Raw genomic sequence first — 26,402 nt, 5'->3', positions numbered from 1 at the left:
TAGTACTAGACCAGTCGTCTAGTTTGCAAGATATTTTATCAAAATGGTGGATTCGGCCCTGCCGGATGGGCTGCCGGCGTATCGCTAGCCCACGGGCTCAGGGGCTGGCCGGGAAGAAGTCGGGATTGGAAAAATCGTTGACCAGCCAGTCGTACACAGCGCGGATGCGTGGCGGCACCGGGCTGCGCTGCGGCCGGTACACACTCAGCGCCCACGGCATGGGGGCGAGGGCTGGCAGCACCTCGCGCAGCGTGCCCTGGCGCAGATGCGGGATGGCAATGAAACCGGGTAGCTGGGCAAAACCCAGGCCAGCCAGGGCGGCGGCGCATTCGGCTTGGGTGCTGTTGCTGAGCAAGGCCGGTTCACGCGGGATCCATTGCGCGTCCTGCCGGAACAGCCAGGGCCAGGGACGGCCGGTGCGCTGGTCTATGGTGCTGACCACCGGCAGGGCTTGCAGCTCGGCCAGTGTCTGTGGGCTGCCCGTCTGTTGCAGCAGGGCGGGGGAGGCCACCATGAAGAAGCGCACTTCTGCCACCTGCCGGGCGACAAAGCGGCTGTCGCGGATCAGGCCGTGGCGGATGCCGATGTCGATCTGCTCGTCCACCACATTGGTTTCATCGTCTTCCAGATGCAGTTCGAAGCGCAGGCCAGGGTGCTGTTGGCGCAAGCGCGCCAGGCTGTCTACCAGGCTGGCCTGACCGATGGCTTCTGGCGCAGTCAGCCGTACATGGCCTTCCACCGGCTGGCTTGCGCTGTCTTCGGCCTGGCGGAACAGGCTGTCTATGCCCTCCACGCCCAGCCTGGCCTGCGCAGCCAGACGCTCGCCGCTGCGGGTGACCCGGCACTGCCGGGTATTGCGGTGAAACAGCAATTCGCCCAGCTGGCTTTCCAGTTGCTGGATGGCGCGGGTAACCGCCTGCGGCGAGATGCCCAACTGCTGGGCCGCTTCCTTGAAATTGCGCGCTTCGGCGGCGCAACAGAAGATGCGCAGCATTTCCAGCCGGTTCAGCATCATGGGCTCCTGTGTCGGTCTGTCGGCAGATTATTCCGTATTGTGGAATTCTGAAAGCAAATCTTGTTCATTCCTGTGATTGCCCGCCTGCTGAATACTGGCGGCTTGAACAGCGGCTGCCGTCGCTGCCACAGGAGAATTTCATGCAGTACCACACAACAAGGCCGCTGGTGCGGCGGGATGCCGCCGGTGGCAGCAGCAGGGCAGGTCGGCCATGCAGCTGATTCTGGCGGCCATCATTCCCATTCTGCTGGCCTTGCTGGCCGGCTATGGCGTGGGGCGGGCCTTGCCGCGCCAGCACACCCGCCACGCCAGCCGGCTGCTGACCCCGCTGATCTGGCTGCTGCTGTTCTTTTGCGGCAAGGAATTCGGCCATGTGCTGACTGCGGCAGCCGGGCTGGGCCAGACCTTGGGCACGGCGCTGGTGTTTGCCCTGCTGACGACGCTGCTGCCGTGGGGGCTGATCCTGTACTGTCTGCCACAGCCGCGCCGGAGCAAGGTGGCGGTGCAGGGCAGCGGCGCGTCCATGCAGCAGCTATGGCAGGCGCTGCGGGATTGCCTGCTGGCCCTGGGCATGGTGGCGGCTGGTGTGCTGGCAAGTCGCTACCCGCTGCCCTGGCTGGCGGGTGTCACCACCACGCAATTGCTTTATGTGCTGATCGTGCTGGTGGGTATCGATCTGGTGGGGGTAAAACTCGGTGGCGCCTGGCGTGCCCCGGCGGTGATGGCGCTGCCCTTGCTGGTGGTGGCGGGTTCACTGGCTGGTGGTTTGCTGGCGGCGCTGTTTACCGGGCAGGCGCTATGGACTGGCCTGGCCCTGTCCAGCGGTTTTGGCTGGGTCACCCTGTCCAGCATTCTGGTGGGCAGCAAGCTGGGCAGTGTCTATGGCGCCATCGCCTTGCTGGTTGACCTGTTTCGCGAGCTGATTGCCATTGCCATGCTGTATCTGGTGGGGGCGCGCTTCAGCTGCGAGGCCATTGGCATCTGTGGTGCCACCGCACTGGATGCCACCTTGCCGCTGATTCGGCAGCAGTGTGGCAGCCAGCATGTTTCGCTGGCGCTGATCAGCGGGTTTGTGCTGACCCTGCTCAGCCCGCTGCTGATCATGGTTTGCCTGTCTGCCACTGGCTGAACAGGGCCGCGCCGCTGCCGTTTACCGGGCGGCGGCGCTTGCTGCTGCTTCAGATCAGGGTCAGTGTCACGTCGATATTGTTGCGGGTGGCATTGGAATAGGGGCAGACGATGTGGGCTTGCTCTACCAGTGCTTGCGCCTGTTCACGCGGCAGGCCCGGCAGGCTGATCTGCAGTTCGACTTCAATGCTAAAACCGCTGGCAATCGCGCCTTGTTTTGGTACTTTTTGTCGCATGAAATCCTGAAAATTTGATCAATAGTATTGATTGACGCAAATCTGTCGCTGCCAGCCACACAACAAAACGCCCCGGCGGGCCGGGGCGTGGATGGAGCTTGGAGCGGGTACTGTTTAGAACCGCTAACAAAACCTCGTAGAGAACCCGGGCCAAGGCGCGCCGCCGCAGACAGTACATAGAGTACGGCGAGGCGGTGCAACGCTGGAGCGGGGGTTTTGTTATCGGGTCTTAGTGCTGCTGGCGGTTCGCTTCCATCACCGTCAGCGCCGCCATATTGATGATGCGGCGTACCGTGGAGCTGGATGTCAGGATGTTCACCGGCGCATTGACGCCCAGCAGGAAGGGGCCGACGGCGACATTGCTGCCAGCAGCGGTCTTCAGCAGGTTGTAGGCAATGTTGCCAGCGTCAACATTGGGGCAGACCAGCAGATTGGCCGCGCCCTTCAGCTGCGACATCGGCAGGATGTCCATGCGCAAGGCTTCGTCCAGCGCGCAGTCGCCGTGCATTTCGCCATCGATTTCCAGCTCCGGCGCTTGCTCGCGTACCAACTGCAGCACGCGGCGCATCTTGCTGCCGGAGGCCGAGCTGCCGGAACCGAAGTTGGAGCGCGACAGCAGTGCAGCCTTGGGCTTCATGTGCAGCAGGGCCATTTCCTCGGCGGCGGCGATGGTGAATTCGGCAATCTGCTCGGCGGTGGGGTCGTCGTTGACGTGGGTATCCACCAGCGCCACCGTTTGTTTCTCCAGCAGCAGGATGTTCATGGCGGCGTAGGTATCCGAGCCGGCTTTCTTGCCGATCACCTGGTCGATATAGCGCAGGTGGTCGTGATAGCTGCCCACCGTGCCGCAGATCATGCCGTCGGCGTCGCCCAGGCGTACCATCATCGCGCCGATCAAGGTCAGGCGGCGGCGCATTTCCACGCGGGCCATTTCCTTGGTCACGCCATCACGGCACATCAGTTCCCAGTAGCTGGTCCAGTACTGGTGGAAGCGTTCGTCGTATTCCGGGTTGGTGACTTCCACGTCCTCGCCCAGGCGCAGGCGCAGGCCGAATTTTTCGATGCGCGCCAGCAGCACTTCCGGGCGGCCCACCAGGATGGGACGGGCCAGTTTTTCATCCACGATCACCTGTACCGCGCGCAGCACGCGCTCGTCTTCACCTTCGGTAAACACGATGCGGGTCTTGCCGCCTTCGCGTACCTGTTTCTTGGCGGCGGCAAACAAGGGCTTCATGAAGCTGCCGGAGTGGTAGACAAACTGTTGCAGCTGCTCGGTGTAGGCGTCGAGGTTGGCAATCGGCCGGGTGGCTACGCCGCTGTCCATCGCCGCCTTGGCCACGGCCGGGGCGATGCGCACGATCAGGCGCGGGTCGAAGGGCTTGGGAATCAGGTATTGCGGGCCGAAGGACAGGTCGTAGCTGCCATAGGCGGCGGCCACCACTTCGTTCTGTTCTTCTTCGGCCAGGCCGGCAATGGCGTACACCGCCGCCACTTCCATTTCACGGGTAATGGTGGTGGCACCCACATCCAGCGCGCCACGGAAGATGTAGGGGAAGCACAGGACGTTGTTGACCTGGTTGGGGTAGTCGGAACGACCGGTGGCCATCACCACGTCGTCGCGCACCGCGTGGGCGACTTCCGGCAGGATTTCCGGGGCCGGGTTGGCCAGCGCCAGAATCAGCGGGCGGGTGGCCATCTGCGCCACCATTTCGCCCTTGAGCACGCCGCCGGCGGACAGGCCGAGGAACACGTCGGCACCGTCAATCACTTCGCGCAGGGTGCGGGCGTCGGTAGGCTGGGCAAAGCGCGCCTTGGCCGGGTCCATCAGAGTGGTGCGGCCTTGGTAGACCACGCCTTCGATATCAGTAACCCAGATATTTTCCAGCGGCAGGCCCAGATGCACCATCAGGTCCAGGCAGGTGAGGGCGGCAGCGCCAGCGCCAGAAGTCACCACCTTAACCTGGGTGATGTCCTTGCCAACGACCTTGAGGCCGTTGATGAAGGCCGCAGCCACGGTGATGGCCGTACCGTGCTGGTCGTCATGGAAGACCGGAATCTTCATCCGCTCGCGCAGCTTGCGCTCCACCTCGAAGCATTCCGGGGCCTTGATGTCTTCCAGATTGATGCCGCCAAAAGTGGCTTCCAGGCTGGCGATGATGTCCACCAGCTTGTCCGGGTCGGTTTCGTTGATTTCGATGTCAAACACATCGACACCGGCAAATTTCTTGAACAGCACGGCCTTGCCTTCCATCACCGGCTTGGAGGCCAGTGCGCCGATATTGCCCAGGCCCAGTACGGCGGTGCCATTGGTGATGACGCCCACCAGATTGGAGCGGGCGGTAAAGCGGCTGGCATTGAGCGGATCGGCCACGATTTCTTCACAGGCAGCGGCCACGCCCGGCGTGTAGGCCAGTGCCAGATCGCGCTGGGTCACCAGCGGCTTGCTGGCATTGACGGCGATTTTGCCCGGGGTGGGAAATTCGTGGTAGTCCAGTGCTGCCTGACGGTCGGTCGTATCCATGGTGTCGCTCCTGATGTGGGCTTGGTCGCAGTGCCAAGGCCATCGCTATGCCGTTCGGCTGCCGGGCAGGGCAGCCGCTTTGTCTCCAGTCAGGCCACCTGCAAGGGGGCTGATGACTGGATTAGCGGCAAGTCTAGCGAAATAACATAAGGTAAATATTTTGATTTACTATCAAGCCATACTATTTACCTGATGATCTGAGCCGCCATGGCCGAAATCAATGCCGATGAGATCCTGCGCCGCCTGTCTGCCAGGCTGAAAATGCGTCACCTGATTCTGTTGCTGAACATCCAGCAGCATGGCTCGCTGACCCGGGTGGCCGAGCAGATGGCCAGCAGCCAGCCCGCCATCACCAATGCTCTGTCCGAGCTGGAGGGCATGTTTGGTGGCAGCTTGTTTGACCGCTCGACACGCGGCATGGCCCCCACCGCGCTGGGCAAGCTGGTGCTGGCCCGCGCCCAGGCCATGCTGCATGATCTGGACCACCTGGTGCGCGACATGGCCACCGCGGCTGCCGGTTATAGCGCCCATCTGCACGTTGGCGTCATTCCCTTCATTCCGGGACGGCTGCTGTCGGCCGCCATCGCCCGCACCTTGCCGGAAGGCCAGGGCGGCATGACGGTGACCTTGCACGAAGGCACCAGCGACCAGCTGTTGCCGCGCCTGCAGGATCACAGCCTGGACATCGTCATTGGTCGTGCCTCGTCGGCGGTGGATCTGCAACAAGTAGAGTTCGAAGTGCTGTACCGGCAACAGCCACGGCTGATTGCCAGTCGCCGGCTGGCGGCACAGCTGGGACGGGTGCGGCTGGACTGGGGTGGGCTGGTGGAGCTGGACTGGATTCTGGGGGCACCGCATACGCCGATGCGCGAGCAGGTGACGGATATCTTCCTGGCAGCCGGCGTCGCCCCGCCAGTGCCCATTGTGGAGAGTTATTCGTCCAAGCTGATCGGCGAGATGATTGTCGCCAGCGAGCGGGCGGTGTCCATTGTGCCGGCGGATATTGCCGAAGAGCTGGTGCGCACGGCCGGCCTGTCTATCGTGCCCTACTCATTCGACTGGACGCTGCCGCCGATTGCCATGTTTACCCGCGCCGGTGGTGCGCGGCATACCGTGGCGCTGTTCTGTGCAGCCTTGCGCGGCTTGTGTCAGGAGGGTTGAGCCTAGAACGCCGCTCAGTCCGGCGCGGGCTCCGCCTCCAGCGGCAGCGCCAGTTGCACCGTAGTCACTGCTTTGGCCGTACCGCCGGCACGAGGTAGTTGCTTGCGTGAGCCATGCTTGTGCAGGATGGCCTGCTTGCCGGCCCGTACCCCCTGTTCATTGCGGCGGGCATGCAGGCGCTGGCGGGCCAGCCGGGTCGCGCTTTCCAGCTCCACCAGCGGTTGCACCAGCGCGTATTCGCCTTCCAGCCCGTGCTGCCGGCACAGATCATCCGGCATTTTCCACGGCTGGAACAGCCAGCTGTCCGGCACCCGGCGCATGGCGGGCAGCCATTGCCGCACAAAGCGCCCTTGCGGGTCGTGGTCCATGGCCTGCTTTACCGGGTTGTAGACGCGGGTGGTATTGATGCCGGTGGTGCCGGCCTGCATTTGCAGCTGGCTCCAGTGAATGCCCGGCTCGTAATCGAGAAAACAGCGTGCCAGCCATAGCCCCACTGGCCGCCAGTGCAGCCAGAGCGGGTAGGCCGCCACCGAAACCAGCATGGCGCGCATGCGGAAATTCAGCCAGCCGGTGTGCTGGAGCATGGCCACGCAGGCATCCACCAGCGGCCAGCCGGTGCGGCCGTCCATCAGTGCCTGCAGGCGTGCGGCGTCGATTTCTTCCTCGCGCAGTCCATCGTAGCCCGGGTGCAGATTGCGCCATTCGATGGCGGGTTCCGATTCCAGCTTCTGCATGAAATGGCAGTGCCAGTGCAGGCGGCTGATGAAGGCTTGCAGCCCTTTGCGCTGGCGCGTGTTTTCTGCCGGTAATTGCGTCAGCCGGCGGCGCGTGCTTTGCACGATTTCACGCAGGCTGAGGCAGCCCATGGCCAGATAGGGCGACAGCCGCGAGCAGGCGCTGGGCGCAGACAGCGGCGAGGAGATGCCGCCTCGGTAATGGGCGCTGCGCGTGGCGAGAAAATCCTGCAGCACGGCTATGGCGCGGCGGCGACCGCCACGCTGGCGTTGTGGCGGGTCGAAAGGGTAGATGCCCAGTTGCTCGGGCGATGGCGTGGTATCGCTGGCTAGCGGAGCCGGCCAGGCTTGCATCGGCGGCACCGGCAGGCAGGGGGCGCTGACCAACTGCTCCCAGCGTGCCGCCCAGCCGTCGCGCGAAGCGAGACGACGGATGACACCGCTTTGCCGGTATTCCTGCCAGGGCAGGCCGTGTGTCCGGCACCAGCGGGCTACCGCCAGATCGCGCTGAAAGGTGAAGTGGTTGCCGGTTTCCTCATGCGCATACAGCGCCCGGAAGGGGCTGGCCTGATACAGCTGTTCCAGCACGGTGCAGGCCTCGCCCACTTTCACCAGCAACGTCATGCCGCGCTGCTGCAGCGATTGGCGCAGGTCGTGCAGGCACTCCAGCAAAAAGCGGTAATGCTGGCTGGACAGGTCGGCTTGCTGCCACAGCTGCGGCTCGATGATGTACAGGCACAGCAGCGGACCCTGTGCGCTGGCAGCACACAGGGCGGCATGGTCGTGCAGGCGCAGGTCGCGCTTGAACCAGACCACACCGTAACTCATGGCAGGGCGTCCCGGCTCGCCGTGGGCTGACGCAAGCGGCTCAATGCCAGCCCTGCCGCCAGACGGTGACATCGGTCAGCGTTTTCCAGTGGATGATGCGGCTGTGCCGGCTGTATACCGCCTCCAGCTCCACCTCGCTGATGCCTTGGGCCGGGTCTTCCGGCTCGATCAGCCGCACCACGATGAAGTGTTTTTCCTTGTTGCGCGGCTGCAGTGCCGTCCATTTGCTGAGCAGCAGCTTGCGCGGGTTCAGTCGTACCGTCATGAGCTGTTTACCTTGATTGTCCTTAGAACCGTTAACAAAACCTCGCAGAGAACCCGGGCCAAGGCGCGCCGCCGCAGACAGTACATGGCGTACGGCAAGGCGGCGTAACGCTGGAGCGGGGGTTTTGTTATCGGGTCTTACTGGCCGGCTGCGCTTTGCTTCACCCAGATCAGCTTGCCGGTATCGAAGCCCAGGCTGGCAGCCTGACGCAGCAGGGGCTGGGTGACAGCCTGTGGCAGCTGCTTGTCGCGCGCCAGTATCCACAGATAGTCGCGGTCATTGCCCGCTACCATGGCCCATTGATAGTCCGGGTCCAGCGCCACCACATGGTAGCCGCCGTAGAAGGGGCCGAAGAAGGACACTTTCAAGGACGCCACATGCTGGTCGCCATTGAACAGAGCCCGTCCTTGGGCCTGTTTCCAGCGGGTGGTGGCCGGGTCGTAGCCGCGATTGATGACCTTGATGCTGCCATCGTCATTGAGGGCGTAATTGGCGCTGACCTCGCTCAAGCCGCGCTCGAAGCGGTTGTCCAGCCGGGCAATTTCATGCCACTGGCCGCTGTAGCGGGCCAGCTCGAAGCCGCTTACCGGCTGGATGCCCGCTGGCGGCAGGGTGGAGCAGGCGCTCAGTAGCAGGGTGCTGGTCAGCAGCAAGAGTAGGGAGATGGCGTGTCGCTTCATGGTGTGGCTTCCTTTTGCTATCGGGTTTACAGGGTTTCCAGCCGCTGGCGGATGGCGTGGGCGGTGTCGGCAATGGCGGTACTTTCCGCCGCGTCCATCTGCTGCAACTGGCGGTAGACCAGCGCCAGCCTGGGATTGCTACCCAGGGTGGCGGCATTGCGCTGGAAAAAATCCCAGTACAGGGCGTTGAAGGGGCAGGCGTCATCGCCGTGACGCTGTTCGCGCCGGTAGCGGCAGTCGCCGCAATAATTGCTCATGCGCTGTATATAGGCACTGCCGGAGACATAAGGCTTGCTGGCCAGCAGGCCGCCATCGGCAAACTGGCTCATGCCCAGGGTGTTGGGCAGTTCCACCCACTCGAAGGCATCGATGTAAATGCCCAGATACCATTCATGCAGGGCCTGTGGTGACAGCCCGGCCAGCAGGGAGAAGTTGCCGATGACCATCAGCCGCTGGATGTGGTGGGCGTAGGCATCGCGCAGCGACTGGCCGATGGCCTGGGCCAGACAGTGCATGCCGGTGTCCCCGCTCCAGAACCAGTGCGGCAGCGGCTGCTGGTGGCCGAAGTGATTGCTGTGGGCGTAGCCCGGCATGCACGCCCAGTACACGCCCCGCACATATTCACGCCAGCCCAGAATCTGGCGGATGAAGCCTTCCGCCGCCGCCAGCGGCACCTTGCCGTCTTGCCAGGCGGCTGCGGCGGCGTGGACCACTTCCAGCGGCGACAGCATCTTGGTGTTGAGAGCAAAGGACAGCAGCGAATGAAACAGCCGGGGCTGCGCGCTGTGCATGGCGTCCTGGTAGTCGCCGAAGCAGGGCAGGCCATGCTGGATAAAATGCTGCAGCAAGGCCAGTGCTTCCTCGCGGTGCAGCGGCCAGCGCAGCTGCGCGGCACTGGGCTGGCCCAGTGCGGCCACGCCGGCGTCCTGCAGCATCTGCCACAGTGCGCTGTGATCGTGGCTGGGGCGTGCATCGGCCAGCGGCGCGGGTGTGCCGCGCCATGGTTTGCGGTTGTCCTGGTCGAAATTCCATTTGCCGCCGGCCGGGCCGCCACGCTCATCCAGCAGCACGCCATATTGCTTGCGCATGTGGCGGTAGAAGGTTTCCATGCGCCAGCTGGCCTTGCCGGCAAACAGCTGGCTGGCGGCCTGGCGTGCGGCCAGGAAGTGCTCGCTGTCCACCGCCTGGCAAATCAGAGGCTGACGGGCCGCCCAGGCTTGCAGTTGCTGGTCCAGCCGCCACTCATCCGGCAACTGCCAGCTGAAATGGCTGGCGGCGTAGTGCTGTACCAGGGCATCCAGATTGGCTTCCAGCGTGCCGCGATTGGACGGGTGGTCGAGCGTGACATAGCGCACGCGGTGGCCGGCGGCTTTCAGACGGGCGGCGAAGTCGCGCATGGCGGCCAGCACCGCCAGCAGCTTTTGCGCATGATGGCGCACGTAGTCGGTTTCCTGGCGCAGCTCCAGCAGCAGGTAGACCACATGGTCATCCACGCGGGAAAACCAGCTGTGCCGGGGGTTGAGCTGGTCGCCCAGGATCAGTCGCAGCTCAGTCATCGGCGGCTCCGCCGGGCTGGCTGCACTGGGTGTCGGGGAATGTAAGCAAGAGTGAGTGACATGGCGGCATGGTGTGGCTGGCGCTTGTTCAATGCTGCCGGCGGCAGCGTTCGGAGCAGAATTGCACTTGTTCCCAGCAGCGCGCCCATTTGCGCCGCCAGCTCATCGCCCTGCCACAGCCACGGCAGGGCTTGGAGGGCAGTGCCTGCTTGTTGCCCTTGAAGCCGGTATTCATGTTGTACGGTCCTCGTCGCGTACCGACAGCAGCCGGCGCAGCAGCCGCAGCGGTGCGCCGATCAAGGGCAGCTTGTGCAGCAGTTCTTCGGCCGAATCCCAGTAATCGCGGTGCAGAATCAGCAGGCCATCTTCATTGAAACGCAGATGGCTGCCGCCGTGCAGGCAGTAATCCTTGCCGCGCAGGCGGAAATGAAAGTCCCAGCTGAGAAAAGCCTGCTGGCCATCCAGCAATTGCTCCAGCACCACGAAGCGCGGCTGCTCCAGCTTGCGGAACATATGGGCGAAGATCAGCCTGACCCCCTCGCGGCTGTGCACCGTATTGAAGGGGTCCTTGAAGCTGACCGTGGCGGCGTAATACAGCGGCAGCTGTTCCAGGCTGTGCGGGGTGAGCTGGCTATACCACACCACCAGTGAGGACAGGCGCGCTCTCAGCGCCGTGCCAGCCGGCGCAACAGCGGCAGCCTCAGGCGGTAAGGCAGCAGTCTGAGCAGTTTTATCCATGTGGTGAACCTGAAAGGAAAGTGGATCTCAAAGCAGCCGCGTTCCAGCCCGCGCACGATATGCGCGGCCGCCTGGCTGGTGTTCAGCAAGGCCGGCATGGCGAAGTCGTTGCGGGCCGTCAGCCGGGTGGCGACAAAGCCGGGGTTGATCAGGTAAACGGCAATGCCATGCTGGCGCAGTTCCGCGTGTAACAGTTCGGCCAGATTGATCAGCGCCGCCTTGCCCGGTCCATAGACACAGGCACCGGGCAAACCGACATAGCCGGCCACGCTAGCCACCAGTGCGATGCCGCCACCGTGGCGGGCCATCAGCGCCGGCAGAATGGTTTCCAGCCCGAAGTAAACTCCTGCCAGATTGGTAGCCAGGGTATGGCTGACCGTAGCGGCATGGATGTCCCAGCTATGCTCCGGGCGATAGTCCGCCGCGCAGAACACCACCAGATCAGGCAGAGCCTGGCGGGCTTCCAGCTCGGCCCAGGCCTGTTGCCAGGCTGCCGGCTGGCTGACATCCAGCGGCAGGACGATGGCTGAAGCATGGGCGGCGGCAACTTCCTGCAGGGCCGCCAGGTTGCGCGCCGACAGGATGACCTGTGCACCCTGCTGCAGCAGCTGGCTGGCTACCGCCGCACCAATGCCGCTGGACGCGCCAATAATCCACACCCGCCGCTGCTGCCAGCTGGCGATGGGAGGGTTGGGTGGAGGCAGCAGCATCATGGCTTACTCCTGATGACAGCGCGTGGCACCGGCTGCCGGTGGCAGGGTGGCGTGCTGGTCGGTGCTGGCCTGTTGGTTCATGCCGGCTTGTCTTGCAGCAGAAACTGGCTGACCCCGATGCGTCCCTCGTCGAAACCAGCCTCGCAATAACACAGGTACAAGCGCCACAGGCGGATGAAGGCTTCGTCAAAGCCTTGCTGGCGCACGCTGTCCAGCGCAGCCTCGAAGGCGTGACGCCAGCGGCGCAGGGTTTCGGCATAGTCCGGGCCAAAGTCTAGCCGCTGGCTGGTGTGCAGGTCGGCGGCACTGGCGCTCTGGCTGAAGCGGGCGGGGCTGGGCAGCATGCCGCCAGGAAAAATGAACTGCTGGATGAAGTCGCTCTTGGCGCGGTAGCGTTCGAAATATGCATCGGCGATGGTGATGCTCTGGATCAGCGCCCGCCCGCCCGGGCGCAGCAGCCGGCGCACCGTGCGGAAATACTCCGGCCAGTAGGCTTCGCCCACCGCCTCGAACATCTCGATGGACACTACGGCGTCGTACTGGCCGTCCAGGTCGCGGTAGTCACGCAACTCCAGCTGGGCCAGCGGCTGGCCGGCCAGGCGCTGGCGTGCCAGTTCCAGTTGGGCTGGTGAAATGGTGACGCCATGCACCGCGATGCCGACGCGGCTGGCGTGTTCGGCAAAACCACCCCAGCCGCAGCCTATCTCCAGTACCCGCATGCCCGGCTGCAAACCCAGCGTGTCGCAGATGCGCTGGTACTTGGCGTGTTGTGCCTGTTGCAGCGACTGTGTGTAGTCGCCGTTGAACCAGGCGCTGGAGTAGGTCCAGGACGGGTCCAGCCACAGGCGGTAAAAATCGTTGCCCAAATCATAGTGGGCGTGGATGTTGCGCCGGCTGCCGCGCCGGCTATTGCGCCGCAGCAGGTGTTTCAGCCGATACCACCAGCGGGCTGGCAGACTGCCGGACAGCGCCGGCGGGACGGCGTGTTCGTTGCGCAGGGCCAGCCGCAGCAGCGCGGTCAGCTCCGGGCTGTCCAGCAGACCATCGCGATAGGCTTCGGCAAAGCCGATGTCGCCGGCTGTCAGCAGCTTGCGGCAGCCGGCCCAGTCGTGGATATGCAGTTCGGCATTGGCATTGTGCTGCGGCTGGCCGAACCACAGCGCGTGGCCTGTCGGGGTCCGCAGGTGCAAGCCCCCGCTCTGCAACTGTTGCAGTCGCGACAACAGCAGGCGGGCGCTGAGTGGCAGGGAGGGCGGCAGTTTGTCCAGGGTATGGCTGAGGCTCATGCTTGCGGCTCCTGTCCATGGCTGAGTGCTTGCGCGGGGGCGAGCGGTTTGCGGTAGAGGGGCAGTTTTTTCCGCCACAGCTGCAGAGCCTGCCAGTGAATGCGCCAGATGACGCCGAAGGTCAGCAAGGGCTGGCGCAGCAGGGATTTGGCCACCACCAGCGGTGTCAGCACCTGCAGTTGGCCGGAAATACTGGTGTTGATCAGTTCGCCGGCATCATCGTGGTAGTCGATGCGCATCAGCATGCGTTCGGGCAGTTCCGCCAGCCGGAAGCGGTAATGTCCGGCCACCTGGCAGAACGGCGACACATGCAAGTGCTTGCGGCAGAGCAGGGTGCTGCCGTTGCGGATGGGGCTGCCATCCCGCTTGGCCAGCAGATAGCAATGGCGCTCGCCAAAGGTGTTGTTCACCTCGGCCAGCACGGCGATCAGTTCGCCTGCGCTGTTATGGCAATACCAGAAGCTGACCGGGTTGAAGGCATAGCCGAACAGGCGCGGGAAGCATTGCAGCCATACCTCGCCATCGCAGGGCAGGCCGGCTGCCGCCAGGTGCTGGCGTATCCACGGCAGCAGCGGGCTGCCATCGCCGGGGCCGTGGTCGCGGCGGTATAGCGTGAGCGGCCGCCAGCGATCCACTCCCAGCCAGACGCCCAGCCAGCCCTTGCCGATGTGCTCCAGCGCGGACAGCCTTAGCCGCAGGGCGAATACCGGGTAGCGGAAGCGGTGGTGGACCGGGCGCAGCCGCTGGTGGATGACGCTGCCGCTCAGCAGATAGCCAGCTGGCCCGCTCACAGCTTGGCCCAGTGGGGTAGCGGGGCGAAATCGGCAGCCACGCGCAGTGCGGATTTCAGCCCGTCTTCATGAAAGCCGTAACCAGTCCAGGCACCGGCAAACCAGCAATGACGGCGGCCCTGGATGGCGGGCAGCCGGCGCTGGGCCTCGATGGCCGCCGCATCCAGCAGCGGGTGCTCGTACAGGAAGCGCGCCAGTTCCAGCGATGGTTCTGGTTGTTGCAGCGGATTGAGCGTCACCATCAGCGGCGTGCTGATGGGCAGCGGCTGCAATTTGTTCAGCAGATAGCTGACACAGACTGCGCGCTGGCCGCCGCTGTTGCTTTCCGACAGGAAATTCCAGGCCGACCAGACCTTGCGCCGCCGTGGCAGCAAGCTGGTATCGGTATGCAGTACGGCGATATTGCTCTGGTACTGCACCGCGCCCAGCACGGCACGCTCTTCTGCCGTGGCATCCGCCAGCAGGCGCAGGGTTTGCGGTGCATGGGTGGCGAAAATCACACTGTCAAAGTGCTCCTCGCCGTGGCGGCTGCTTACCATCACACCGCGTTCGCGACGTTCAACCCGGCTGACCGGGCTGGACAGGCGCACATCGTCCAGGCTGGCCAGCATTTTCTGTACATACTGGCGTGCGCCACCCGGCACGGTAAACCAGCGCGGCCGGTGGCGAATCTGCAGCAAGCCGTGATTCATGCAAAAGCGCAGAAAGGTTTCGGCCGGGAAGGCCAGAATCTGGCTGGCCGGGCTGGACCAGATGGCCGCAGCCATTGGCACCAGGTAGTGATCGCGAAAGCGGTTGCCGTAGCTGCCCTGTTCCAGCAAGTCGCCCAGTGTCAGCCCCAACTCGGCCGCCAGCTGCAGATTGGACTGGGCCGCCGCGTTGAAGCGCAGGATATCGCTCAACATGCCGTAAAACGACGGGGACAGCAGCTTGCTGCGCTGGGCAAATACACTGGACAGGCTGCTGCCGGCCCACTCATCCCGCCCCTGGTCTACCGAGACACTGAACGACATGTCGCTGCTGCTGCAAGGCAGCTCCAGCTGCTGGAACAGCGCAATTAGATTGGGATAGGTGGCTTCGTTGAATACCAGGAAGCCGGTATCCACTGCACAGCGCTGGCCTTCCAGCTCGATGTCCACGGTATTGGTGTGACCGCCGGCGTAATCACCCGCTTCGAACAGCGTCACCTCATGGTGGCCTGCGGTCAGCCATGCGCTGGCAAGGCCGGAGATGCCGGCACCGATGATGGCGATGCGCTGGCGCTTGGGGCTGGGTTGGTTCACCGGGTCTCCCGTCGACAATTCGGAATAAAGAAAACTGCTTGGCACGCCGTGCCGTAGTGCTTATATTCAGAATATAACTGCTTTGGAAAAAAAGCTACCAATTAGTAAAAGGTCGTACTCATGAGTATTTTCAGCAAGCTCAGCTTCAAGGATCAAGCCTTCAAGCTGCGCGAACAGGCGGTGCTGGACGCAACCACCAAGTTGCTGGCCAGCAAGGGTTTCGACCTGATGACCATGGACGATGTCGCCGGCGAGGCGGGCATCTCCAAGCCCAGCCTGTACAAGCATTTCAAGTCCAAGGAAGAGTTGGCCACCGAGGTGATGATCCGGCTGCTGGATGGTGCGCTGGCATTTCTGGAAGAGCAGGATGGCGCGCTGAGCGCCAGGTCAAGGCTGGCGGGATTGCTGGAATGGGCCTTGCGGGTGAGGCTGGAGGGAGGGCTGCCCTTCCTGCCTTCGTCCAGCCCGCAGGTGAGGGAAATGCTGACCAAAAGCCTGCGCTACGTCAGCCGGGTGTACAAATTGCACAAGCTGCTGGCCGGCATTGTCGATGCGGCCAAGCTGGCGGGTGAGCTGCGGGCTGATCTGCCGACAGATGTGCTGCTGTATGCCTATTACTCACGCACCTGTGACCCGGCGGTAGACTACATGCAGCTGTATGGGCGTTACAGTACGGACGAGATCGTGGCGCACATGCTGGCCATGGTTTTCGACGGCATGGCCGGTTCCGGCAGCACCGACAATAACTGACAGGGCTGCCCGGCCCTGGCTGGCCCCGTGTTTCCCGGTCAGCGTTGGTGATTGTCGCTACCCAGCCTCGCCACTAGGCCAAGAACGCGGCTGACAAAACTTTGCTGACTGCCTGAATTGGCGGAACCGAATATGTAGTACGGCAAGGAGGCGTGGAGCAGGTGTGGGGAGAGGATGAGCGGGTCTGAATAGGGCCGGCCTGTGGCACCGGCCCCTGGCTGCTTACATGGCGCCGGCGAAGATCTGCTCGATCTCTTGCTGCGTGGCCTGGCGCGGGTTGGTCAGGCCGCAGGCGTCTTTCAGCGCGTTGCTGGCCAGCAGGGGAATGTCCTCATGCTTGACGCCCAGCTCGGCCAGGCTGGCGGGGATGCCGATATCGGCCGCCAGCTTGCGGATGGCGACCAGGCAGGCCTTGGCACCGGCCTCGGCGGTCAGCCCTTTGGTGTCCACGCCCATGGCGGCGGCCACGTCCGCCAAGCGTGCGGCCGAGGTCTGGGCATTGAAGGCTTCCACATGCGGCAGCAGCAAGGCATTGCACACGCCGTGCGGCAGGTCGTAGACCCCGCCCAGCTGGTGTGCCATGGCGTGCACATAGCCTAGCGAGGCATTGTTGAAGGCCATGCCAGCCAGGAATTCGGCATAGGCCATCTGTTCGCGTGCTTCCAGATTCTTGCCGTTGTCCACCGCCGTGCGCAGGTGGCGGGAAATCAGCTCCACCGCCTTGAGCGCGCAGGCATCGGTAATCGGCGTGGCTGCCGTCGACACATAGGCTTCAATGGCGTGAGTCAGCGCATCCATGCCGGTGGCCGCGGTCAGGCCCTTGGGTTTGGCCAGCATCAGGTCGGGGTCGTTGACCGACAGGATGGGCGTGACATTGCGATCGACGATGGCCATTTTGATATGGCGCGCTTCATCGGTAATGATGCAAAAACGGGTCATCTCGCTGGCCGTGCCAGCGGTGGTATTGATGGCCACCAGCGGCAGCTGCGGTTTTTTCGAGCGGTCCACCCCTTCGTAGTCGGCGATCTGCCCGCCATTGGTCGCCACCAGCGCAATGCCCTTGGCACAGTCATGCGGCGAACCGCCACCCAGCGAAATCACGAAATCACACTTTTTCTCCTGCAACACCTGCAAGCCGGCTTCCACATTGCCTATGGTGGGGTTGGGCTTGGCACCGGCGAAAATGCTGGCCTGGATGTCGCGCTCGGCCAGCAGGGCCTGCACATTGGCGGCCACGCCAATTTCTGCCAGCACCTTGTCAGTCACGATCAGCGCATGTCTGAAGCCATAGGCCTGGATGGCATTGACTGCCTCCTTGAGGCAACCAGCGCCCATTACATTGACTGGCGGAATGAAGAAAGTCGTTGTAGTCACGGTGTTATCTCCTTATGTGGGTGGCCGGTCTGCCTGGAAGGCCGGCCTGGACGGCATGCTGTTGCGGTACTGCCTGAATGACCAAGCGTCATGGCAACAGCCTAAGGTCTGTGGTGATGTTGTCCCATTCGACTTTAGTGCCATGCAATGGCCGGGGCGGCGATTTGTGGCGGATTGGGGGGCAGCGGGACGTGGCTAATGCTAAAGTCATGATTGGTAGGCGCCATGGTGATCTGTTGTTTTGTGCAAATCTGCACTCCACCTGCCTGCACCGCCGGGGACGATGTTGCCATGCGCTTCAGCTTTGATTCACGAGTCATTACCGCTTTTGTCAGCGCAGCGATCGCTGTTGTCGTGCTGACGGCGATGACCTGGTCGGTGGTTGATGAGGCAAGTCGTGCCGGTGAAAACGTGGCCCATTCGCACGAGGTGCTCAATGGACTGGCGCGGATACGCGGCGATACCCTGCAAATCGAGCTGAGCAGCCAGAATTTCCGCCTGACTGGCGATGTGAGCAAATTGCAGGAGCGGGATCAGGGCATTGCCAACCGCGAATTGCTGCTGGGGCAGATCCGCCGCCTGACCGCAGCCAGCACCGATCTGCAACAGCGCTGGCACAGCCTGCGCCGGGTGCTCGACCAGCGGCTGCGTATCGCCCGCCAGGTGGAGCAGGTACGCAAGACCCAGGGCGCCGCCGCGGCCACCCGCTTTGCCAGCCAGTCGCCCTTGTTGCAGACCCGGGTGGAGGTGTACCGCCTGCTGGATGAAATGGATGCGCTGGAGCGCGGTAGCCTGGAACTGCATCAGGCGGAGTATCAGGCAACCAGGCAGCGCTTGCTGCAGCTGGGCAGCGTCACCGCCGTATTGTTGCTGCTCTTGCTGGCGGCTACCTATCGGCTGATCCGCAGCCAGCTGCGTGTAGTGGAAGCCAGCCGGCAGCAACTGGCCGACAGCGAGGAAAGTCTGTCCATTACCCTGCACTCCATCGGGGACGCGGTACTGGCTACCGATGCGGCCGGCCGCATTACCCGCATGAACCCACTGGCCGAGCAACTCACCGGCTGGACGCTGGCCGAGGCAGCCGGCAAGCCGGTGGCCGAGGTATTTCACATCATCCATGAGCAGAGCCGCGCGCCAGCGCTGATACCGGTGGACAGCGTACTGGCTACCGGCAAGGTGCAGGCGCTGGCCAATCACACCTGCCTGCTGGCCCGCGATGGCCGCGAATACCCGATTGCCGACAGTGCCGCCCCCATTACCGATGGCAGCGGGCAGATCCGTGGCGTGGTGCTGGTGTTTCGCGATGTCAGCCACGAACGCAGTATCGAGCGCGCCATCCTGCAGCAGAATGCCCAGCTGGAACTGCGGGTGGACGAGCGAACCCGGCAGTGGGCGGACAGCATGGCCCATCTGCAAGGCATCATCAGCGCGCTGCCGGCCTATATCGCCTTTGTCAGCAGCGAGCAGCGCTATGTCTATGTCAACGAACAATACCGTCAGCGCTTTGCTCCCGACCATGCAGACATCACGGCTTGCCTGGTGAGCGACATCCTGGGGCCGGAACGCTATCAGCGGGTCGCACCGATGATAGACAAGGTGTTGCAGGGCGAGCTGCAGGAATACGACTGGCAGCCATTTGCCGGAGTCTGGCAGGCCATCCGTTATGTGCCCAAGCGCGATAGCAGCGGTGTGATAGAGGGCTATTACGTGCTGGGCAATGACATTACCGGGCGCAAGCACGACGAAGAAAGAATACAGGCGCTCAATCTGGAACTGGCCGGACGCGTGGCCGAGCTGGAGGGCGTCAGCCGCGCCTTGCGTACGCTTAGTGCCGGCAATCACGCCATGCTGCGCGCCAGCGATGAGCCCGGCCTGCTGCAGGCGATGTGCCAGCTTATCGTCAGCGTGGCCGGCTATGCCAGCGCCGTGGTGTGGCTGAATGCCGCCGATGGCGAGCGCTTGTTCCCGGCGGCGCAGCACGGTTTTCCGGGCGGGCTGGAGCGCCTGGCCGACATGGCGGGCAGCATGCTGTCGGCCATCACTTTCAGCGAGCGGCCCAGCTTGCTGCAAGTACCACTCGACCTGGCTATTGCCAGCGCTGACGCGGTACAGGGCTTGTCCTGTCCATTGTGGGTTGATGGCCGCATCATCGGCGCGCTGCTCATCCACACCGGGGGCACCGCTTGTTTTGACAGCGACGAAATCGCCTTGCTCAGCGAGTTTGCCGACGATCTGGCTTTCGGCATCGGCATGTTGCGCGGGCGGGCCGAGCAGACGCGCGCGCAGGCCGCCATGCACTACCTCACCCACCATGACGCGCTCACCGGCCTGGCCAACGAAACCCAGCTGGTGGAGACACTGGCCGTCATGATGGCGGCTGGCCAGCAAACGCCACTGGCGCTGTTGCAGCTGAATATCGAAAGACTGAGTGAAATCAACGATGCCCTGGGCTTCAGCCATGGCGACCATATCCTGCGTGAATTCGGCAGGCGGCTGGTGCTGTGTGCCCCTGCCAGCGCCGTCGTGGCGCGCTTGCGCGGCGACGAATTCGCCGTGCTGCTGCCGGAGCATGCCGCCGCCGCCGCCCAGACCGTGGCCCAGCAGCTGGAGCAGTGTCTGGCCCAGCCTTTCCTGGTGGCTGACATCCGGCTGGATGTCAGCGCCAAAACCGGTATCTCCTTGTTTCCCGATTACGCCGGCACGGTGCACGAGCTATTGCGCCAGACCGATATCGCCGTGCATGCAGCCCGCCGCAAGGGGGTTAGCCACTGGCTGTTCAATCCACAGGAATACAGCGACCAGTCGCCACAACTGAACATGGCGGGCGAGCTGCGCCGGGCTATCGAGGAGGGCGAGCTGCGGGTCTATCTGCAACCCAAGGTGGAAATGGCCAGCGGCCGGGTGTGTGGCGCTGAGGCACTGGTGCGCTGGCAGCATGCCGGGCAGGGGCTGCTGTCTCCGGCCTTGTTTATTGGTTTGGCCGAACGCACCGGGCTGATCAAACCGCTGACCGAGTGGATGATCAACAGCGTGCTCGACCTGTTGCAGGACTGGCAACAGCAGGGCTGTGCGCTGCCGGTTGCCGTCAATCTGTCGGCACATAATCTGCGTGACGAAGCGCTGGGTGACAAGATTCGCTGCTGGCAGCAGCAACGCCAGCTGCAAGCCGGGCTGCTGGAACTGGAAATCACCGAAAGTACCTTGATGGACGATGCCGCCAGCTGCCTGCACACCTTGCAACAATGGCGCGACGACGGCATCCCGCTGTATATCGATGACTTTGGCACCGGCTATTCCTCGCTCAGCTACCTGCAGCGCCTGCCGGTGGAGTACATCAAGATAGACCAGTCTTTCATCTGCAATCTGTCCAGCAGCAAGGACTCGGCCGCCATCGTGCGCTCCACCATTGACCTGGTGCACGATCTGGGCCGCAAAACCGTGGCCGAAGGGGTGGAGACCCGCGCCGACTGGGAACAGCTGCTCGCTCTGGGTTGTGATGTGGCCCAGGGCTACTACATTGCCCGGCCGATGCCGGCGGCCAGCTTTATGCCGTGGGTGGCCGGCTTTGCCGTGACGCAGCTGGCGCGGGAGTGAAGCTCTGCGCTGCTTGTGTGCCCAGTGACAAAAACGCCTGCATTGCGCAGGCGTTTTGCATTGGCTGACAGCTGTTTACCACTTGTAGCTGAGGGTGGCGCTGATATTGCGCTTCTCGCCGTAGTAGCAGGCATAGCTGCTGTAGCACGAGGCAATGTAAGTCTTGTTGCTGAGGTTGTTGGCGTTGATCTGCAGTGTGCTGCCTTTCAGCGACGGGCTGAACTGCCCCAGTTGCAGACGCAGGCGCAGGTCGTACAGGGTGACACCCGGAATGGTCAGGGTGTTGGCGCTGTCGGCCCACATCCATGAGGTACGGCGTACCCCGCCGCCCAGATTGATGCCGCCATCAAAGGCGTAATCCAGCCAGGCGGTGGCCTTGTGCGCCGGGGCCAGGTAGGGCGTCTTGCCCTGGTTGCTACCCTCGGTGACCTGCATGTCGGTATAGGTGTAGCCAGCCAGCAAGGACAGCTGTTTGCTTAGTTTGGCATTGGCTTCCAGCTCCACGCCGCGTGAGCGCACCTTGCCGATGGGGTCGTAGCTGAAGGTGGTGGCGTTGTACTGGGCGACATTGCTTTGCTGCAGCTCATACACCGCGGCGGACAGTTGGATGTCGCTATTGGGCTGGTAGCGTAAGCCGGCCTCGCTCTGCTTGCTCTGCATCGGCTTGAGCACATTGCCGCTGCTATCGGTGGCGTAAGCCTGGCTGGGATCGAAGCCTTCGCTATAGCTCAGGTAGGGAGCCAGGCCGTTTTCTGCCTCATACACCAGACCCAGTCGGCCGGTGGTTTTGCCGCCTTCCCAGCTGGTGCGGCTGCCGGTGCCGGTATTGGTTTCCGATACCTTGGCCTGATCGCGGCGCAGGCCGGCGGTCAGTTTCCAGCCACCCAGTGCCATCTGCTCCTGCAGGTAGACACCGGTCTGGTCGCGCTTGCGGTCGAAGTTTTTGTAGGACAGCGGGTGGCTGCTGTCGTCGTACACGGTGTTGAAGGGATTGATGGTGGTGCCGGTATAGGTATAGGAGTTGTCGCCCTTGTTGCGGCTGGTCTGGTAGTCCAGCCCGGCCAGCACGGTGTGCTTCATCCCCAGTGCATTGAAGCGGGCTTCCAGGCTGTTGTCGATGATGTGGGCGGTGGAGCGCTCGCTGGAGCGGGCATAAGTGCGGTTGAGCAGGTCCGAGGTATCAGATACCCAGCCGACATCGGAATACTGGCTCAGATCGGTCTTGCTCAGTTGCAGGCGGTATTGCTGGCGGAAGGTCAGCGCGTCGTTGAAACGGTGCTCCAGCTGATAGCCATAGTATTGCTGCTCGCGGCTCATGCCGTCGCCACTGGAGCCTTCGTTGAAGCTGGGGGAGATGGTCTTGCCGTTATGCGGTACCACAGTGCCGTAATAGGGCAGGGTGCCGTGGTAGCCGGTGCTGGGGTCTTTCTGCAAATAGGCCTGCAGCAGCAGATTGGTGCTGTCGCTGATTTTCCAGTTGAGCGAGGGCGCCAGCACATAGCGCTCGGTACTGGCACCGTTTTGTTGCTGGTCGGCGGCGCTGCCCTTGGCCACCAGGCGGTAGGACAGGTCGTCGCGGCCGGCCACGGCCCCGCCAAAATCCAGCCCCAGACTGCGTTGCTGACGGTTGCCCACGGTCAGCGACAGCTCGTGGTAGTCCTCTTGCAAGGGTCGCTTGCTGGTGATGGCCACCACGCCGCCGGGCGAGGCCTGGCCATAGCTGGCCGAGGCCGGCCCGCGTACCGCATCCAGCCTTTCCACCGCATAGGGATCGATCTGCAGGGTGTTGTAGCCATCCGGGTCGCCAAACAGCCGCAAGCCGTCGAGGAATTCATTGGCCGTGGGATGGTCGCTGAAGCCGCGCAGCACGATGTAGTCGTAGCGGGTGGTGGAGCCCACTGCGCCGCTGAACACCCCTGGCGTGTAGTTGAGCGCCTCGCTGATGGTGCGCGGTTTCTGGTCTTCGATCTGCTGGCGGGTGATGACCGATACAGCTTGCGGAATCTGTGCCAGCGGGGTGTCGGTCTTGCTGGCGCTCTTGCTGCTGCCCACCTGGTAGCCCTGGGTGGGGGCCAGTGCATCGGCGCGCTGTTCTGCGCTGACCGTTACCGTTTCCAGTGTGCTGCTATCGGCGGCATAAGCCTGCTGTACGGCCAGTGCCAGTGTGGCCACACACAGGGTTCTCCCCAGCTGGCGGCCTGCTTGCTGGCGTCTGTTGCTGCTTGTCATCACGCATCGTCCTTGATTTTCTTGCTTGCCGCGCCCGGCCCCTGCCGGGCTTGTGTCATGGCGGCATCGGCCATGCCTCGTGCTTGGGCAGGATGGCAGGCTGATGCAATAATGCTATTGATAATCGTTATCATTCGCAATATGATTGTGAAAATTCTGATTCGGGAGTGGGATTCATGAGCAAGCACCAGCGAGTCGTCAGCCGTGACGGGCGTGGTCTGTCCTGTAGCGGCGTCACGGGCCTGTGTTGCCCGCTGCGCCAGCCCTGACCGGCAAGCGGCCTCCATGCAGTGCGGCCGTGGCCGGCCTCCCACCCGCTGGCATGACCAGCAAACGGAGAGCGACCCGAATGAACCTTACTTTTGTCCTGCAAGCAGCAAGTAACGCCACGCGGCGGAGGATGGACCGATGAACGGCAAGATCCATGACTTCGTGGCCATCGGCATCGGCCCCTTCAATCTGGGCCTGGCCTGCCTGACCCAGCCGCTGGATGGGCTGGACGGTGTGTTTCTCGACCAGGCGACCGGTTTTGACTGGCATCCGGGCATGTTGCTGGAAAACGCCACCCTGCAAACGCCGTTTCTGGCAGATCTGGTGACACTGGCCGATCCCACCAGCCGTTTCAGTTTTCTCAACTACCTGAAAAGCAGCGGGCGGATTTACGCTTTTTACATTCGCGAAGATTTCTTCATGCTGCGTCAGGAGTACAACCAGTACTGCCAGTGGGTGTGTGCCCAGCTGGACAGCCTGCGCTGGCAGCGCCAGGTAGAGCGGGTGGAGTACGACGAGATCAACAGCCTCTACCAGGTGTATTGCCAGAACCTGGCCAGTGGCGAGCTGGAGCTGTATCGCGCCCGCCACCTGGTGCTGGGTACCGGCAGCCTGCCCTTGTGGCCGGAGTGCTGCCAGTCGGTAGCGCGGCAAGCCAGCCACTCGGCCAGCTATCTGGCCGACAAGGCGGCACTGCAGCGCCAGTCGTCCATCACCATCATCGGCAGCGGCCAGAGCGCGGCAGAGATTTACTACGACCTGCTGCAGGACATCGACCGCTACGGCTACCAGCTGAACTGGCTGACCCGCTCGCCGCGTTTCTTCCCGCTGGAGTACACCCGGCTGACGCTGGAGCTGACTTCGCCCGAGTACGTGGACTATTTCCACCAGTTGCCGCTGCCGCAGCGCGATACCTTGTTGCAGCAGCAAAAAGGCCTGTTCAAGGGCATCAATGCCAGCCTGATCAACGACATCCACGAGTTGCTGTACCGCAAGCACCTGAACGGCGCACCGTCCACCCTGCTGCTGGCCAATACCGCACTCACCGACTGCCGCTACGACAAGGTACAAGGGCATTTCCAGCTGGAGCTGCAGCAGCTGGAGCAGCAAAAGAGCTTCAGTCTGCAAACGGCCGGGCTGGTGTTGGCGACCGGCTATGGCTACCGCCAGCCGTCTTTCCTCGCGCCCATTGCCGGGCGTATCCGCCGTGACGAACGTGGCCGCTTTGCGGTAGCGCGCGATTACAGCATCGATGCCGAGCATCGCCTGTTCGTGCAAAACGCCGAGCTGCACACCCACGGCCTGTCGTCACCGGATCTGGGCATGGCTTGCTATCGCAATGCGCGGCTGATCCGCAGCATCAGCGGGGTGGAGCATTACCCGGTGGAGCAGCGCATCGCCTTCCAGCAATTCACCGCGCCGGACAGCCTGCCTGATCCGGCAAGACTCAGCGCATGAGGCGGGCCTTGCTGACGCTCAGCACGCTGGCGGTGGTGGGGGATGCGGTATTGCTGCCGTTCTACCCGCAGTACTTCGCCAGCCGCTTTGGCGTGGAGGATGCGCGGCTGGTGGGCAACTATCTGGCCGCGCTGTGCCTGGTGGTGATGCTGGCGCTGCCGCTGTGGGCGCGGCTGGCGCGGCGGGTGGAGTTGCTGCGGCTGCTGCCGTTTACCCAGCTGGCGGCGGCGCTGCTGTGTGTAGCCTGCTATGCCGCCGACAGCATGCTGCTGTTCTGGCTGGCTTCGCTGGCCATGGTGGGCTGCAAATCCAGCTATCTGCTGATCTACCCGCGGCTGATGAGCCAGGCCGCGCCGCAGGAGCATGCCGGGCTGATCGGCCTGCTGTCGGTGATCGTGCATTTTGGCGGCATCGCCGGTGCCTTGCTGGGCGGCGTCTTGCTCGGCCTGTTGCCGGCCCGCCATGCCTTCTTGCTGATGGCGCTGGCTGATCTGGCGCAGATGGGTTTGTGCCTGTGGCTGTTGCGCACACCGCTACCCGCCTTGCCACCGGCTGCTGCGCCAGCCAGCAGCGCGGGCGAGCACCAGCCCGTGGCGGCTGGCGGTCTGTGGCGGCTGGGTGTGCTGATGCTGCTGTTTTATTGCAGCGCCTATCTGGTGCGCGGCTTCTTTGCCCTGTACTGGCAGCAGCAGAGCGGGCTGGACAACAGCACGCTGGCAGCGGCGGTGTTTGCCTTGCCGGCGCTGCTGGCCTTGCTGGGCCTGTGGCACAACCAGCGCCGGCAGCGGCGCGCCCAGCCACCGGCTGGCAGTACCAGCAGCCTGCTGCTGTTGGGGGTGGGCGGCTTGCTGCTGCAAGCGCTGCCACAGCTGCCGCTGCTGTTGCTGGGGCGCTGCCTGTTCGGTTGGGCTTTGTTCCAGCTGACGGTGCGGCTGGATTTGCAGCTGTTCCGCCTGAGCACCCCGGCGCATTACGCCCGTGACTACAGCCGCATCAATCTGTGCCAGAACCTGGGCGTGCTGCTGTCGTCCAGTGCTGCCGGCGCGCTGGTGGCCAGCTATGGCCTGGCCGCGCCCTTTGTGGCGGCGGCGCTGGGGCTGCTGCTCTGCCTGCTGGCCTATCCGCTGTTATTGCCCGGCGTACGGCCACCACTTTCCCAAGGAGTTTGCTCATGAGCACGCTTGACCTTGCTCCGCTGTTTTCCCATCAGCTTGCCGGCATGGGTGAGTTCAGCCTTTATCCGCTGCGGGTGCCGCAGGACATGGCCCTGCTGCACGACTGGGTGCGCCGTGATTACGCCCGTTACTGGGGCATGCAGCAGTGCGATCTGGCTGCGGTGAGTGCCGCCTATGCCCAGTTGCAGGCCAGCGGCCATGCCCAAGCATTGCTGGGCCAGCTGGACGGTGTGCCGGCCTTCCTGATGGAGCGTTACGACCCGGCGCACGACGTGCTGGGCCAGCACTACCCGGTGCAGCCCGGCGATATCGGCATGCATCTGCTGCTGGCGCCACCTTTGCAGCCGCGCAGCGGTTTCAGCCGGGCGGTGATGCACACCGTGCTGGCTGCGCTGTTTGCCGATCCGGTCGTGGCGCGGGTGGTGGTGGAGCCGGATGTGCGCAATGACAAGATCCACCGCCTCAACCGCCATGCCGGCTTTATCTATCAGGGCGAGATCCAGCTGCCGCACAAGCGCGCTGCGCTGGCTTTTTGCAGCCGGGCGCAGTTTGCGGCGGCCTGCGCGGCCGCCCAGCCCGCTTGTGCCGTCTGATCGCCCATTATTCCGGCCGCCGCG

At 63.5% G+C, this 26,402-nt stretch carries 22 protein-coding genes; 7 read left to right on the top strand and 15 right to left on the bottom strand.

The genetic code is table 11. The features are described 5' to 3' along the window. Positions 1-97: 97 nt before the first annotated feature. Positions 98-1,015 carry a LysR family transcriptional regulator gene (locus FAZ30_RS00565; RefSeq protein ID WP_233578589.1) on the bottom strand — a complete coding sequence of 306 codons (918 nt, stop codon included), beginning with the start codon at positions 1,013-1,015 and terminating at the stop codon, positions 98-100. Positions 1,016-1,226: 211 nt separating this feature from the next. Here FAZ30_RS00565 and FAZ30_RS00560 point away from each other — a divergent pair, with 211 nt between their 5' ends. Further along, positions 1,227-2,144: a LysO family transporter gene (locus FAZ30_RS00560; RefSeq protein WP_137008335.1), complete on the top strand. Its 918-nt coding sequence runs from the start codon at positions 1,227-1,229 to the stop codon at positions 2,142-2,144. A gap of 49 nt (positions 2,145-2,193) precedes the next feature. Here FAZ30_RS00560 and FAZ30_RS00555 read toward each other — a convergent pair whose 3' ends face one another. Both FAZ30_RS00555 and FAZ30_RS00550 read right to left on the bottom strand, forming a co-directional pair. Continuing rightward, complete coding sequence (locus FAZ30_RS00555) at positions 2,194-2,379, bottom strand: OsmC family protein (RefSeq protein WP_137008333.1); 186 nt, start codon at positions 2,377-2,379, stop codon at positions 2,194-2,196. 229 nt (positions 2,380-2,608) lie between these two features. Next, positions 2,609-4,900: an NADP-dependent malic enzyme gene (locus FAZ30_RS00550; protein ID WP_137008331.1), complete on the bottom strand. Its 2,292-nt coding sequence runs from the start codon at positions 4,898-4,900 to the stop codon at positions 2,609-2,611. 207 nt (positions 4,901-5,107) lie between these two features. Between FAZ30_RS00550 and FAZ30_RS00545 the strand changes: the two genes are divergently transcribed. Further along, on the top strand, positions 5,108-6,061 hold the full coding sequence (locus FAZ30_RS00545) for a LysR substrate-binding domain-containing protein (protein WP_137008330.1): 954 nt from the start codon (positions 5,108-5,110) through the stop codon (positions 6,059-6,061). 14 nt (positions 6,062-6,075) lie between these two features. Here the strand turns inward: FAZ30_RS00545 and FAZ30_RS00540 are convergent, their stop codons facing one another. The 10 genes from FAZ30_RS00540 to FAZ30_RS00495 form a co-directional block, all read right to left on the bottom strand. After that, a complete protein-coding gene (locus FAZ30_RS00540; RefSeq protein WP_137008327.1) occupies positions 6,076-7,623 on the bottom strand; it encodes an FAD-binding domain-containing protein in 1,548 nt (515 codons plus the stop codon). Between the two features lie 40 nt (positions 7,624-7,663). Next, on the bottom strand, positions 7,664-7,888 hold the full coding sequence (locus FAZ30_RS00535) for a TIGR02450 family Trp-rich protein (RefSeq protein ID WP_124644813.1): 225 nt from the start codon (positions 7,886-7,888) through the stop codon (positions 7,664-7,666). A 137-nt stretch (positions 7,889-8,025) separates the two neighbouring features. Beyond that, positions 8,026-8,568, bottom strand: coding sequence for a lipocalin family protein (locus tag FAZ30_RS00530; RefSeq protein ID WP_137008325.1), 543 nt, complete (start codon positions 8,566-8,568; stop codon positions 8,026-8,028). Between the two features lie 26 nt (positions 8,569-8,594). Then, positions 8,595-10,124, bottom strand: coding sequence for a cryptochrome/photolyase family protein (locus FAZ30_RS00525; RefSeq protein WP_137008323.1), 1,530 nt, complete (start codon positions 10,122-10,124; stop codon positions 8,595-8,597). Between the two features lie 88 nt (positions 10,125-10,212). Continuing rightward, positions 10,213-10,359 carry a DUF2256 domain-containing protein gene (locus tag FAZ30_RS00520; RefSeq protein WP_137008321.1) on the bottom strand — a complete coding sequence of 49 codons (147 nt, stop codon included), beginning with the start codon at positions 10,357-10,359 and terminating at the stop codon, positions 10,213-10,215. Further along, the gene (locus FAZ30_RS00515) at positions 10,356-10,862 is read right to left on the bottom strand and encodes a nuclear transport factor 2 family protein (RefSeq protein WP_137008319.1); all 507 of its coding nucleotides are present in this window, start codon (positions 10,860-10,862) and stop codon (positions 10,356-10,358) included. The genes FAZ30_RS00520 and FAZ30_RS00515 overlap by 4 nt, the downstream gene beginning before the upstream one ends. Next, entirely contained in the window at positions 10,790-11,575 is a 786-nt protein-coding gene (locus tag FAZ30_RS00510) for an SDR family NAD(P)-dependent oxidoreductase (protein ID WP_246043389.1), read from the bottom strand. The genes FAZ30_RS00515 and FAZ30_RS00510 overlap by 73 nt, the downstream gene beginning before the upstream one ends. A 77-nt stretch (positions 11,576-11,652) precedes the next feature. Beyond that, complete coding sequence (locus FAZ30_RS00505; protein ID WP_137008317.1) at positions 11,653-12,861, bottom strand: SAM-dependent methyltransferase; 1,209 nt, start codon at positions 12,859-12,861, stop codon at positions 11,653-11,655. Continuing rightward, positions 12,858-13,652 (bottom strand): DUF1365 domain-containing protein, encoded by a 795-nt coding sequence (locus FAZ30_RS00500; RefSeq protein WP_124644819.1) that lies wholly within the window; start codon positions 13,650-13,652, stop codon positions 12,858-12,860. The genes FAZ30_RS00505 and FAZ30_RS00500 overlap by 4 nt, the downstream gene beginning before the upstream one ends. Next, a complete protein-coding gene (locus FAZ30_RS00495; protein ID WP_137008315.1) occupies positions 13,649-14,935 on the bottom strand; it encodes an NAD(P)/FAD-dependent oxidoreductase in 1,287 nt (428 codons plus the stop codon). The genes FAZ30_RS00500 and FAZ30_RS00495 overlap by 4 nt, the downstream gene beginning before the upstream one ends. 120 nt (positions 14,936-15,055) lie before the next feature. On the opposite strand from FAZ30_RS00495, the gene FAZ30_RS00490 reads away from it, so the two are divergent. Next, positions 15,056-15,685, top strand: a complete 630-nt coding sequence (locus FAZ30_RS00490; RefSeq protein WP_137008313.1) for a TetR/AcrR family transcriptional regulator — start codon at positions 15,056-15,058, stop codon at positions 15,683-15,685. A gap of 222 nt (positions 15,686-15,907) precedes the next feature. Here FAZ30_RS00490 and yiaY read toward each other — a convergent pair whose 3' ends face one another. Continuing rightward, positions 15,908-17,059, bottom strand: a complete 1,152-nt coding sequence (gene yiaY, locus FAZ30_RS00485) for an L-threonine dehydrogenase (RefSeq protein ID WP_137008311.1) — start codon at positions 17,057-17,059, stop codon at positions 15,908-15,910. A 291-nt stretch (positions 17,060-17,350) separates the two neighbouring features. Between yiaY and FAZ30_RS00480 the strand changes: the two genes are divergently transcribed. Beyond that, positions 17,351-20,653 (top strand): EAL domain-containing protein, encoded by a 3,303-nt coding sequence (locus FAZ30_RS00480; protein WP_246043388.1) that lies wholly within the window; start codon positions 17,351-17,353, stop codon positions 20,651-20,653. 75 nt (positions 20,654-20,728) lie between these two features. Here the strand turns inward: FAZ30_RS00480 and FAZ30_RS00475 are convergent, their stop codons facing one another. Further along, positions 20,729-22,882, bottom strand: a complete 2,154-nt coding sequence (locus tag FAZ30_RS00475; RefSeq protein ID WP_137008307.1) for a TonB-dependent siderophore receptor — start codon at positions 22,880-22,882, stop codon at positions 20,729-20,731. A 408-nt stretch (positions 22,883-23,290) separates the two neighbouring features. On the opposite strand from FAZ30_RS00475, the gene FAZ30_RS00470 reads away from it, so the two are divergent. The 3 genes from FAZ30_RS00470 to FAZ30_RS00460 are packed head-to-tail and all read left to right on the top strand — an operon-like array spanning position 23,291 to position 26,378. Next, entirely contained in the window at positions 23,291-24,610 is a 1,320-nt protein-coding gene (locus tag FAZ30_RS00470) for a lysine N(6)-hydroxylase/L-ornithine N(5)-oxygenase family protein (protein WP_137008305.1), read from the top strand. Continuing rightward, complete coding sequence (locus FAZ30_RS00465; protein ID WP_137008303.1) at positions 24,607-25,785, top strand: MFS transporter; 1,179 nt, start codon at positions 24,607-24,609, stop codon at positions 25,783-25,785. Before FAZ30_RS00470 ends, FAZ30_RS00465 begins: the two co-directional genes overlap by 4 nt. Continuing rightward, positions 25,782-26,378, top strand: a complete 597-nt coding sequence (locus FAZ30_RS00460) for a GNAT family N-acetyltransferase (protein ID WP_137008301.1) — start codon at positions 25,782-25,784, stop codon at positions 26,376-26,378. Before FAZ30_RS00465 ends, FAZ30_RS00460 begins: the two co-directional genes overlap by 4 nt. Positions 26,379-26,402: the final 24 nt, after the last annotated feature.

Source organism: Aquitalea aquatilis (assembly GCF_005155025.1).
Classification (GTDB): domain Bacteria; phylum Pseudomonadota; class Gammaproteobacteria; order Burkholderiales; family Chromobacteriaceae; genus Aquitalea; species Aquitalea aquatilis.
Note: the sequence above shows the minus strand (reverse complement) of the source record. Positions and strands in the feature narration are given on the sequence as shown.

What these genes read in the sequence shown, in the direction of transcription:
- FAZ30_RS00565 (WP_233578589.1), bottom strand. Translation starts at nt 1,015, where the DNA reads ATGATGCTGAACCGGCTGGAAATGCTGCGCATCTTCTGTTGCGCCGCC.
- FAZ30_RS00560 (WP_137008335.1), top strand. Translation starts at nt 1,227, where the DNA reads ATGCAGCTGATTCTGGCGGCCATCATTCCCATTCTGCTGGCCTTGCTG.
- FAZ30_RS00555 (WP_137008333.1), bottom strand. Translation starts at nt 2,379, where the DNA reads ATGCGACAAAAAGTACCAAAACAAGGCGCGATTGCCAGCGGTTTTAGC.
- FAZ30_RS00550 (WP_137008331.1), bottom strand. Translation starts at nt 4,900, where the DNA reads ATGGATACGACCGACCGTCAGGCAGCACTGGACTACCACGAATTTCCC.
- FAZ30_RS00545 (WP_137008330.1), top strand. Translation starts at nt 5,108, where the DNA reads ATGGCCGAAATCAATGCCGATGAGATCCTGCGCCGCCTGTCTGCCAGG.
- FAZ30_RS00540 (WP_137008327.1), bottom strand. Translation starts at nt 7,623, where the DNA reads ATGAGTTACGGTGTGGTCTGGTTCAAGCGCGACCTGCGCCTGCACGAC.
- FAZ30_RS00535 (WP_124644813.1), bottom strand. Translation starts at nt 7,888, where the DNA reads ATGACGGTACGACTGAACCCGCGCAAGCTGCTGCTCAGCAAATGGACG.
- FAZ30_RS00530 (WP_137008325.1), bottom strand. Translation starts at nt 8,568, where the DNA reads ATGAAGCGACACGCCATCTCCCTACTCTTGCTGCTGACCAGCACCCTG.
- FAZ30_RS00525 (WP_137008323.1), bottom strand. Translation starts at nt 10,124, where the DNA reads ATGACTGAGCTGCGACTGATCCTGGGCGACCAGCTCAACCCCCGGCAC.
- FAZ30_RS00520 (WP_137008321.1), bottom strand. Translation starts at nt 10,359, where the DNA reads ATGAATACCGGCTTCAAGGGCAACAAGCAGGCACTGCCCTCCAAGCCC.
- FAZ30_RS00515 (WP_137008319.1), bottom strand. Translation starts at nt 10,862, where the DNA reads ATGGATAAAACTGCTCAGACTGCTGCCTTACCGCCTGAGGCTGCCGCT.
- FAZ30_RS00510 (WP_246043389.1), bottom strand. Translation starts at nt 11,575, where the DNA reads ATGATGCTGCTGCCTCCACCCAACCCTCCCATCGCCAGCTGGCAGCAG.
- FAZ30_RS00505 (WP_137008317.1), bottom strand. Translation starts at nt 12,861, where the DNA reads ATGAGCCTCAGCCATACCCTGGACAAACTGCCGCCCTCCCTGCCACTC.
- FAZ30_RS00490 (WP_137008313.1), top strand. Translation starts at nt 15,056, where the DNA reads ATGAGTATTTTCAGCAAGCTCAGCTTCAAGGATCAAGCCTTCAAGCTG.
- FAZ30_RS00480 (WP_246043388.1), top strand. Translation starts at nt 17,351, where the DNA reads ATGCGCTTCAGCTTTGATTCACGAGTCATTACCGCTTTTGTCAGCGCA.
- FAZ30_RS00475 (WP_137008307.1), bottom strand. Translation starts at nt 22,882, where the DNA reads ATGACAAGCAGCAACAGACGCCAGCAAGCAGGCCGCCAGCTGGGGAGA.
- FAZ30_RS00470 (WP_137008305.1), top strand. Translation starts at nt 23,291, where the DNA reads ATGAACGGCAAGATCCATGACTTCGTGGCCATCGGCATCGGCCCCTTC.
- FAZ30_RS00465 (WP_137008303.1), top strand. Translation starts at nt 24,607, where the DNA reads ATGAGGCGGGCCTTGCTGACGCTCAGCACGCTGGCGGTGGTGGGGGAT.
- FAZ30_RS00460 (WP_137008301.1), top strand. Translation starts at nt 25,782, where the DNA reads ATGAGCACGCTTGACCTTGCTCCGCTGTTTTCCCATCAGCTTGCCGGC.